Raw genomic sequence first — 5189 nt, 5'->3', positions numbered from 1 at the left:
AAGCAACTATTGCTTATCCAAAATCTTTAAAAACTACTTTATTAGACTTCTCTCAGCTACAAACTCAGAAAATTATTGGTTTGCAATCCTATGCGTCTGTTTCTAAGAGTCAATAAAGCCAAGCAATTTTTTCGGAAAATGAGTCTTGTTTAACAGAAGCTATTGGTATTCATTTATAGACATAAGTGGCTTTCCAAAAACCCCCTTTGTCTGATCTGAATCTGGAATATACAAGGTCAAGGTACGGTCTATATCTCCTATACCAATTTCATCGTTCTTGATTTATGAGTTAGTTGCAACTATCTCCGCTTATATTGATTGCTCTGATTTTCAGATGATTTAGCATTTTCTGTTGTATCCTTTGCTTTCTCCGCAGTACTTTGTACAGCTTCATTAACACCTTTTGTTGTGCTCTGTACTGCCTCTAGTGTTCCTACAGTGGTTTCCTTGGCTACGTCAGCGACATTTTCTACTGTATCCTTTGCCTTGTCCGCAGAACCTTGTACAGCTTGATTAAGACCCCCTGCTGTACTTTGTACTGCGTCTAATGTTACTACCGTGGTTTGCTTAATTCCCTCAGCGACATTTTCTGCTGTATCCTTTACTGTATCCCCAGCAACTTGTACAGCTTGATTAACACCCTTTGCTGTACTCTGCAATGCGTCCAGTGTTCCTACAGTAGTTTGCTTGGCTACGTCAGCAACCCCTTCTACGGTGTCGATTGTACCACCTACAACAGCTTGGATAGTACCCTCAGCGACACTCTTTGCCGCGTCCCCTAGACCTTTTGCTGTTTGACCAAGACCATCACCAATAGTCTTTGATGCGTCTCCTATACCTTTTACAGTGTGCTTAAAGCCTTGACCTATTCTTTTACCAGCAAAAGCGCCAGCTAATGAGCCTAACGTAACACCAATGAGTCCTCCTATCAGTGCTCTATTTAATGTAGGATTGCTACCTCCGTTTGCTGGACGAACATCGGATTGAGGCGTAATTGTAGGAGCATTTGCAGGTCTAGATACTCCAGCATCTATGTTTGTACCAGTTGAACCAGCATAAGATTGATCTGCTGTTGTACGGTTAGCATATTCGATTCCAGATACTACAGCATCTATGTTTGTACCAGTTGAACCAGCATAGGATTGACCCGTTGTCGTGCGGTTAGCATTTTCAACCTGTTTGTCTAAAGCTTGCTTACTCTCAACCATATCAATAATCTCCTTCGTTAAAACCAGATAGCTGTTAGTTATTTCTAATAGCTAATCTAGCTAGCACAAAGCGCTAATTAATCACTCTAAAGAAACACATATAAAGTGAAATGAGCAGTGATTCTGAAAGTTACGCGATTGGACTTGATGCACACTTTCCGCACCTCTAACTGTCACAAAGGGGAAATTACGGAGAGAAAAATGTCTTGCGAGAATCGAAACAGACATCATTAATCAAAAAAGAAATTTGAGCAGCCATGAATCAGAAAAAATAGCAGTATAATTTCCTGTCTTTGAAAGAGATTTATATCCTTGTCTTTGACTATCAATGAGTTTTGATTTTGGTAACTTTGATATTAATAATTGTGCTGATTTTATACTTAATGTTACTCGACCTAACCAGCATAATTCTGAACTAATATTCAATAAGCACAACTGCACAGTACCATGACTTCCACTAAGATTTATTCAGTTGTCTGTATTCAGTCTCGTGTTTTAGTCGAATTTTACACTCCATGCAAATGCTGGCAGTTTCGGATTATTAACCCCGATGGTACGGTGTTTATTGAGCATCCGATTTACTTTAGTGCTGAAGCAGCAGCAAAAGCTAGGCGTGATTCGATTTATCAAAACCGTTGAAGCGGTTAATTCATTCGGTGGCAATCTCAGTGGCAAAAGTACTTTCATTGCGCCAGTAGGAGAGTTATCACCCCAGGGTTAGCGCGTCTCAAACCTCATTGACCTGTGAGTTTCGGTGGATCATACTCATCCAAGACAGGCTTAAGTTTATGCCAGAGATCATTTGAGACTTTCCAAATCGTTTCTAAAGGTCTTTTGTCTAACTGCATACTGCCATCTGTACTACTCTTTACTTCGTTCATAATGCCGCCGAGCTTTTGCTCGATTACCGCAGTCTTCCATGTCACACCAACGCCGACTGCGATTGCGGCTCATGTCCAAGAACACCCAACCACAATCCGTTCCTGCACACTCTCGCACGCGGTTGAGATTTGAATTGGTAAGCAGTTCAGAGGCAGACCTAATGATTTGCCAAAGGATGTATTCGAGGTGGTGAGAATCGTTCCAGCTCCAGACAAACTGCTTTTCTGTAAACACGAGCTGCAAATGAGTGTGCGTTTGAATCAACATTGAATTGAATTGTGCTATATCTTGCGCTTGAGGCGATTGGCGAGCAGAAATCGCAGAGAAAATGCGATAGAGGGTTTCTCGCAATTCGATTGCCAGATCAAAGATGGCATTAGCCCGCTTTCGCTGCTGCTGTGCCTTTTGGAGTAGATGTTTGGCTTGTTGAACAGTCAGAGTTTGAGTCTGTCGCCCCCAAACAACTAAATCCGAATACTCAGTCAACCATTCGTGTGAATAGCCATTGGTTTCGCGGTCAACGGTATTTACGAAATCTAGGCACAAGCGCCCGCCTATCAGTTTTAGATGATCCCAATCTCGATTAAACAATTCACTTGACGCTCCATTCATATTGAACACTCTACCACCAAAGGTAGATTTGCAGGTTAGAAAAATCCCATACTATAACCAGTGTAATCAATATTGAAGGTTAGTTACACAGACTAACTTCCTAAATCATGCAGTTAAATCCGGCTTCGAGCTTACCCAACAGAAGTAAAGCTGTTCTGATGATGATTCTGTCTGCAATCTGCTGGGGGCTTGGTACAGTCATGAGTAAAATGGTGCTCACTTACTTGCCTCCGCTCACGGTGTTAGTCATACAACTGGCTGGCAGTGTGACATTTTTGTGGGCAATTACATTAATTCAACAGCCCTGGAAGCGAGTGTATTGGCATCAACTTGCGCTGCCAACACTGTTAAAGTTGGGATTTCCTGGGTTACTAGAACCTGCTTTGTCGTACAGCTTAGGCTTAACTGGGTTAGCAATGACCACAGCCAGTAATGCCTCATTAATTAACGCCACCGAACCGATGATGGCTTTGGGATTGGCATGGGTGTTCTTGAGAGAAAGGATTTGCTTTGTATTACTGATACTGATGGGGATGGCAATTGGGGGTGTACTACTAACTGTCGGTGTGGATGTACATTTAAGTGTTCGCTTGGGAATAGGCGATCTTTTGCTTGTAGTCGGCACATTTTCTGGAGCTTTATATGCCGTGCTATCACAAGCTGGAGTTCGCATTGTTAATCCGGTGTTGCTGGCTGCAATCCAGCAAAGCTTCGGTTTAATTGGGGTCACGTTAGTGTGGATCAGTTTTACACAGATAAACGTTAAGACGTTAACGGCTATCAATCCTGTTATTTTGGCATTCATAGTTGTATCAGGCATTATTCAGTACGCACTGGCGTTTTGGCTGTATTTGCAGGCAATTAAAACGATTAGAGTCAGCATTGCGGCTCAGTTTCTATCGCTGATTCCGATATTTGGTGTGGGTGGTGCTTATTTGTTTCTGGGTGAACGACTCTCCTTACTACAAGGATTGGGAATGCTGCTTGTCGTCGGAGCTATTGTAGGAATTGCTCAATACCAGCGTCAATCTCAATCTGATGAACGTAATTTATTGTCAACTCAACATCATTGAAGGAGTATGAAGATAAATCGATTGTCTAAGTTCTCAATCATTGAAGCGCCTTCTATTTTAGGTTTGAAGCCATCGGGGGTTGAATTGCTGCCTTACGCACTCCGCAACGCAGGATTTCATCAGCAGTTAAATGCCGATTACGAGGGTTATGTTACTCCGCCAGCATTTAATTCGCAACGCGATCCACAAACGCAAGTTCTCAATTTGGCTGAAATTGAAACTTACTCACGGTTGCTGGCTGAGGTTGTGGAATCAGTTGTACAATCGAATCGTTTTCCGATTGTGTTAGGCGGTGACTGTAGCATTTTAATTGGTAATATGCTGACATTGCGTCGGCTTGGACATTATGGATTATTCTTCATTGATGGTCACGCTGATTTTTACCAACCCTCAGCCGCCGCAGAAATTGCAGAAGCCTCATCGATGGATTTAGCCATTGTCACGGGCTACGGTCCAGAACATCTCACTAATATTGATGGACTCAAACCTCTGGTTTGCGAAGAAGATGTGATTTTATTTGGCGATCGAGATGCAGAAATTGCCCAGCATGAGGGCAGTCAGGACGTGCGAATCATATCTCAAATTGCTGCCCACGATTTAGCCTCAATCCGACAGATTGGGGTAAAAAAAGCGGCAAGCACCTTGTTAGAGCAATTACTAAGCAAGTCACTCAATGGATTCTGGATTCATCTTGACGTTGATGTATTGAACGATGATATTATGCCTGCGGTTGATTATCGCATGCCGGATGGCTTGAGTTTTGCCCAATTAACAGATGTGCTGCAAGTGCTGATAGCGTCACCCAAAGCAATCGGTATCGATATCACGATTTTCAACCCAAAACTTGATTCGGATGGCTCAATTGCACAAGCGTTGACACAAGCATTGGTTGCAGGATTAACACCTGTATCTGAGTCATACAGCTAAGATGGGGTAGTGTTTCTGAATTAGATCAACGTTTTGAGATAGATTCTTAGTGGAATGGCACGCTTGAAAAGCTGAAATACTTGCCTGGCAAGGGGTTTATCAAACTAATAGTTTTAAGGTCGGGAATCAGAATAATCTGGAACTCTCAGTTTGCGATGCCGAACGCATTGCGTCTCCAAGAGTTGGCGGGCGCTTGCGCCATCGTTGCTTCATTAGCCTACGTTTTTCCAAGGTGATGAAACCCTTGTAAATAATAATGCATTTGCGCTTTTCAAGCGTGCCAATTCGTCTCTGTGTGGTTGAAATTACCTGTACGGATAACGGCGCTCAAAACCAAAACGCTCACGGCAATACTCCTCGAAGGTTTTGTGCATACTACCAATACCTCTGCCAAAATAAGAGCCTACAAAAATTTTGGCAAAAGCGGCAAAATGACGCAGACATAAGCGTTGATACAAGGTAACTTAAAAACTTAAACGCTTGATAC

At 42.6% G+C, this 5189-nt stretch carries 6 protein-coding genes; 3 read left to right on the top strand and 3 right to left on the bottom strand.

The window, feature by feature from the left end; translation table 11 throughout:
• Positions 1 to 299 precede the first annotated feature (299 nt).
• The gene (locus tag H6G97_RS44950; RefSeq protein WP_190946932.1) at positions 300 to 1208 is read right to left on the bottom strand and encodes a hypothetical protein; all 909 of its coding nucleotides are present in this window, start codon (positions 1206 to 1208) and stop codon (positions 300 to 302) included.
• Positions 1209 to 1655: 447 nt separating this feature from the next.
• On the opposite strand from H6G97_RS44950, the gene H6G97_RS44945 reads away from it, so the two are divergent.
• Positions 1656 to 1847, top strand: coding sequence for a hypothetical protein (locus tag H6G97_RS44945; protein WP_190946931.1), 192 nt, complete (start codon positions 1656 to 1658; stop codon positions 1845 to 1847).
• Between the two features lie 95 nt (positions 1848 to 1942).
• Here the strand turns inward: H6G97_RS44945 and H6G97_RS44940 are convergent, their stop codons facing one another.
• Entirely contained in the window at positions 1943 to 2089 is a 147-nt protein-coding gene (locus H6G97_RS44940) for a hypothetical protein (protein ID WP_190946930.1), read from the bottom strand.
• Positions 2070 to 2702: a CGNR zinc finger domain-containing protein gene (locus H6G97_RS44935; RefSeq protein ID WP_190737269.1), complete on the bottom strand. Its 633-nt coding sequence runs from the start codon at positions 2700 to 2702 to the stop codon at positions 2070 to 2072. Before H6G97_RS44935 ends, H6G97_RS44940 begins: the two co-directional genes overlap by 20 nt.
• Positions 2703 to 2860: 158 nt before the next feature.
• On the opposite strand from H6G97_RS44935, the gene H6G97_RS44930 reads away from it, so the two are divergent.
• Both H6G97_RS44930 and H6G97_RS44925 read left to right on the top strand, forming a co-directional pair.
• Complete coding sequence (locus tag H6G97_RS44930) at positions 2861 to 3775, top strand: DMT family transporter (protein ID WP_190946929.1); 915 nt, start codon at positions 2861 to 2863, stop codon at positions 3773 to 3775.
• Positions 3776 to 3781: 6 nt separating this feature from the next.
• The gene (locus H6G97_RS44925) at positions 3782 to 4702 is read left to right on the top strand and encodes an arginase family protein (protein WP_199350111.1); all 921 of its coding nucleotides are present in this window, start codon (positions 3782 to 3784) and stop codon (positions 4700 to 4702) included.
• Positions 4703 to 5189: the final 487 nt, after the last annotated feature.

Origin of the sequence: Nostoc flagelliforme FACHB-838, from assembly GCF_014698065.1 — a bacterium.
In the GTDB taxonomy this organism is placed as follows: domain Bacteria; phylum Cyanobacteriota; class Cyanobacteriia; order Cyanobacteriales; family Nostocaceae; genus Nostoc; species Nostoc flagelliforme_B.
This window is presented reverse-complemented; position numbering and strand designations above follow the sequence as displayed.